2 protein-coding genes are annotated in these 4,541 nt (G+C 74.1%); both read right to left on the minus strand.

Features of this window, described 5'->3' with window-relative positions; translation table 11 throughout:
* The coding region (locus ACFV6X_RS35400; protein ID WP_385390539.1) for a type I polyketide synthase at window positions 1-1,458 on the minus strand (1,458 nt) is incomplete at its 3' end.
* 105 nt (window positions 1,459-1,563) lie between these two features.
* The coding region (locus ACFV6X_RS35405; protein ID WP_385390537.1) for an SDR family NAD(P)-dependent oxidoreductase at window positions 1,564-4,541 on the minus strand (2,978 nt) is incomplete at its 5' end.

Here is a 4,541-nt window from a genome sequence, read left to right on the forward strand (position 1 = left end):
CGGCGCGGTTCGGACCTGCTCTGGATCCGTGTCGCCTTCGGCCGGAGCGGACGCCGGGGCCTCCTCGATGACGACGTGCGCGTTGGTGCCGCTGACGCCGAACGCCGAGACACCCGCGCGCCGCGGCCGGCCCTCGGTCGCCGGCCACTCGCGGGCCTCGGTCAGCAACCGCACCGCTCCGGCGTCCCAGTCGATGTGGCTGGACGGGGTGTCGGCGTGGAGGGTCTTGGGCAGGGTGCCGTGGCGCATGGCCTCGATCATCTTGATCACACCACCGACACCCGCCGCCGCGACGGAGTGGCCGATGTTCGACTTCAGTGAGCCGAGGTACAACGGCCGCCCCTCCGAGCGCCCCTGACCGTACGTCGCCAGCAGCGCGTGCGCCTCGATCGGATCACCCAGACGCGTCCCCGTACCGTGCGCCTCCACCGCGTCCACATCGTTGACGGCGAGTCCCGCGTCGGCCAGGGCGGCGCGGATCACGCGCTCCTGCGACGGCCCGTTCGGCGCGGTGAGCCCGTTGCTCGCGCCGTCCTGGTTGACGGCGGTGCCGCGGACGACCGCGAGGACGCGGTGGCCGTTCCTGAGGGCGTCCGACAGCCGCTCCACCACCAGCAGGCCCACACCCTCGGACCAGCCGGTGCCGTCCGCGTCCTCGGAGAACGACTTGCAGCGTCCGTCCGCCGACAGACCGCGCTGACGGGAGAAGTCCACGAAGCCGTTCGGCGAGCCCGAGACCGTGACCCCGCCCGCGAGGGCGAGCGTGGACTCGCCGGAGCGCAGCGACCGCACGGCCATGTGCAGGGCCACCAGGGAGGAGGAGCAGGCCGTGTCCATGGAGACGGCCGGACCCTCGAATCCGAAGGTGTACGCGATACGGCCCGACGCCACACTGGAGAGCTTGCTCGTCATGAGGTAGCCCTCCAGTTCCTCGGGGCCCTCACGGTCGAGATAGCTCTGTTCCACGAGGCCGGCGAACACGCCGGTGCGGGTGCCCCGGAGAGAGGCCGGGTCGAGACCGGCGTTCTCCAGCGCCTCCCACGCCGTTTCGAGAAGCACCCGCTGCTGCGGGTCCATCCCCAGGGCCTCGCGCGGCGAGATGCCGAAGAACGCCGCGTCGAACCGGGTGGCGTCCTGCAGGAACCCGCCTTCACGGGTGTAGGACCTGCCCGCCTTGCCGGGCTCCGGGTCGTACAGACCCTCGACGTCCCAACCGCGGTCGGTGGGCCACGGGGTGATGCCGTCCACCCCGTCGCGGACGAGCCGCCACAGGTCGGCGGGCGAGGACACCCCGCCCGGGTAGCGGCAGGCCATGCCGACGACGGCGATGGGCTCGCTCCGGCTGTTCTCCAGTTCGGTGACCCGCTGTCTGGCCTTGTGCAGATCGGCCGTCACCCACTTCAGGTACTCGACCAGCTTCTCCTCGCTGGTCTGCCCGGTGGCGCCGCTTCGGCCCACGGCGGCATCGGAGTTGCGCGGGGCCCGGTCGCCGGACGCAGTAGCCATGCTGGTTCGTCTCTCCTCAGTCCGGGCGGGGGCCCGGTCCCGGGCCCCCGCCGAAGTTCAGTTGGCGGAACGTCCGAGCTGGTTGTCGATGAAGGCGAAGAGATCGTCCGCCGAGGCTGTCTCGATCGCGTCGGCGATGTCCGCCGCGCCGTCGTCGCCGGGCTCCTCCGTGAGCCGCGCCAGCAGCGTCTGAAGCCGGACGGCGACCTCGGAACGTGCCTCCGCGTCGCCCCGCGCGTCCGCGCCGAGCAGCGTCGCCTCCAGACGCTCCAGCGCGTCCAGCGCCGGCGCGCCGGCGCCCAGGTCCAGTCGGCCCAGCAGGTGGACGGCGAGCTCCTTGGGGTTCGGGTGGTCGAACACCAGGGTGGACGGCAGCCGCAGTCCGGTCCTGGACATCAGCCGGTTGCGCAGGTCGACCGCGGTCAACGAGTCGAAACCGAGGTCCTGGAAAGCCCTGTCGGCGCCGACCTCGCCGGCTCCGGTGTGGCCGAGCACCGCGGCGATCTCGTCGCGGACCAGGTCGAGCACGATCTGCTCACGCTCCTCGCCGGGCAGCGCCGCCAGCCGCGTCCCGAGCGTCTCGCCGCCGCCCGCCGCGACCGCGTTCGCGGCCCCCGGCCGGCCCGGCACCCGGGCCAAGTCCCGCAACACGCCCGGCACCTGACCGCTCGCCCGCAGCACGGCGACGTCGAGCGGCACCGCGACCACCCGAGGCTGCCCGCCGGCCAGCGCCGCGTCCAGCAGCCCGAGGCCGTCCCGCGAGGGGATGAACCGGAACCCTTCCATGAGATACCGCTTGCGGCCCGCGTCGGCGAGACCGGCGTTGATGCCCCCGCCTATGTCGTCGGCGTCCCACAGCCCCCAGCCGATGGCGGTGGCCGGGAGACCCTGCGCGCCGCGCAGCCCGGCGAGCGCGTCGACGAACGCGTTCGCCGCCGCGTAGTTGGCCTGTCCGGGCGCGCCGATCACGCCCGCGGTCGACGAGAAGAGCACGAACGCGGACAGCTCCCTGTCCCTTGTCAGTTCGTGCAGGTGCCAGGCGGCGTCCGCCTTGGACGCGAGGACCGCGTCCAGGCTCTGCGGCGTCAGATCGGCGAACAGCGCGTTGTCGAGGACTCCCGCCGCGTGCACGACCGCGGTGAGCGGGTGTGCGGCCGGTACGGCCTCCAGGGCCGCGGCGAGCGCGGCGCGGTCCCCGGCGTCCGCGGCCACCACGGTCGCCGTGGCGCCCGCCTCCGCGAGTTGGGCGACCAGTTCCCCGGCCCCGGGCGCGTCGGGGCCCCGGCGGCTGACCAGCAGAAGATGCCGCACAGCGTGCGAGGTCACCAGGTGACGGGCCACCAGCCTGCCCAGCGCGCCCGTGCCGCCGGTGATCAGAACGGTTCCCGAGGAATCCCAGGCGGTCCCGCCGTCCCGGGACCGGACCGCCCCGGGACCGTCCCCGGCACCGTCGCGCCGCAGGCGCGGCAGGCGGATCTCGGAACCGTGGACGGCGGCCTGCGGCTCGTCGGCGGCGACGACCGCCGAGAACAGCGCGTCGAGCCGGCGCGGATCGCGGTCGTCGCCACCCGCCACCGGCTCCCCGTCGAGCAGGTCGAACAGGAAGATCCGGCCCGGTGCCTCGGCCTGCGCCGAGCGAAGCAGCCCCCGCACCGCGGCGCCCACCGGTCCGGCACCGTCCTCGCCGTGGGTGACCACCGCCAGCGGGACCTGTGCGAGCCGTTCGTCGGACAAGTACTCCTGGACCAGGGCGAGTACCTCGCGGGTACGCGAGTGCAGCGCGTCCACCACGTCCGGACCTGCTCCGGCGCGCACCCACACGCGCAGCGCGTCCACCGGAGCGCCCGAGGCGACGGCCTCCGCCGCCTCGACGAGGACCGCGTAACCGGTCCCGGCGCCCTCACCCGGGCCCACATCGGCCCAGCGCAGCGGCGTCTCGGCCGGTGGCAGACCGGCGGCGCTCCACTCCTCGCGGTACAACGGCAACGCCGCCGCACCACCGGTGGTGAACCGCTCGGCCGGTACGCCCCGGAAGGCCACCCGGCCGACCGTGAGGACCGGCGCGCCCACGGCGTCGGTGAGCTGCAGGGCGACGGCCCCCTCTCCGAGCGACTGCCACCGCACGCGCACGGTCGTGGCGCCGCTCGCGTGCAGCCGCACGTCCTGCCATTCGGCCGGGACGGCGACGGCGCCCGCGTCGGCCGGGGCCACCGCGCCGGCGAGCTCGGCCGCACGGAGCGCCTCCTCCAGCAGCGCGGGGTGCAGCGCGTAGCGGGCCGCCTCCGGCAGCAGCTCCCGCGCGAGCTCCACCTCCGTGCCGCCGCCGTCGGCCGATGTCCCGGACGGGCCGGAGACGGTGGCCAGGACGCCCTCCGCGTACGTCGTCCAGGGCACGCCGTCGTCGGCGGGACGCGCGTACAGCGTGAAGCCACGTGCCCCGAGCTGGTCGGCATCGGCCACCACGACCTGGAGCTCCGTGGCACCGGACCGGGACAGGACGAGCGGGGTGTGGACCGTCAAGGTGGTCAGCGCGTTCACTCCGAGCTCGTCACCGGCGCGCACGACGAGGTCCACCAGCGCGGCGGTCGGCAGCACCGGGACGTCCAGGACGGCGTACGCCTCCAGCCACGGATGCTCCCGCGCCGCCAGCCGCCCAGCGAACAGCACCCCTTCGCCGCTCGCGAGCTCCACCTTCGAGTCCAGCAGCGGATGACCGAACAGGTCCCCGCCGCCCGACGCCCGGCCGACGGCCTGCCGCTCCAGCCAGTAGCGCTGGTGCTGGAAGGCGTAGGTGGGCAGGGGGACGGGGGTGGAGGGCGGGGAGCCGAAGAAGGCGCTCCAGTCGATGGTGGTGCCGTGGGTGAAGGCTTGTGCGAGGGCGGTGATGAGGGTGGTGGGTTCGTCGTGGTCGCGGCGGAGCAGGGCGGTGGTGGTGGTGTTGTCGAGGGTGCGTCGGGTGAGGGCGGTGAGGTGGGCGTCGGGGCCGATTTCGATGTAGGTGCCGGTGTTCTGGTGGGCGAGGTGGTGGAGGGTGT

The organism is Streptomyces sp. NPDC059861 (genome assembly GCF_042731435.1).
GTDB lineage: Bacteria > Actinomycetota > Actinomycetes > Streptomycetales > Streptomycetaceae > Streptomyces.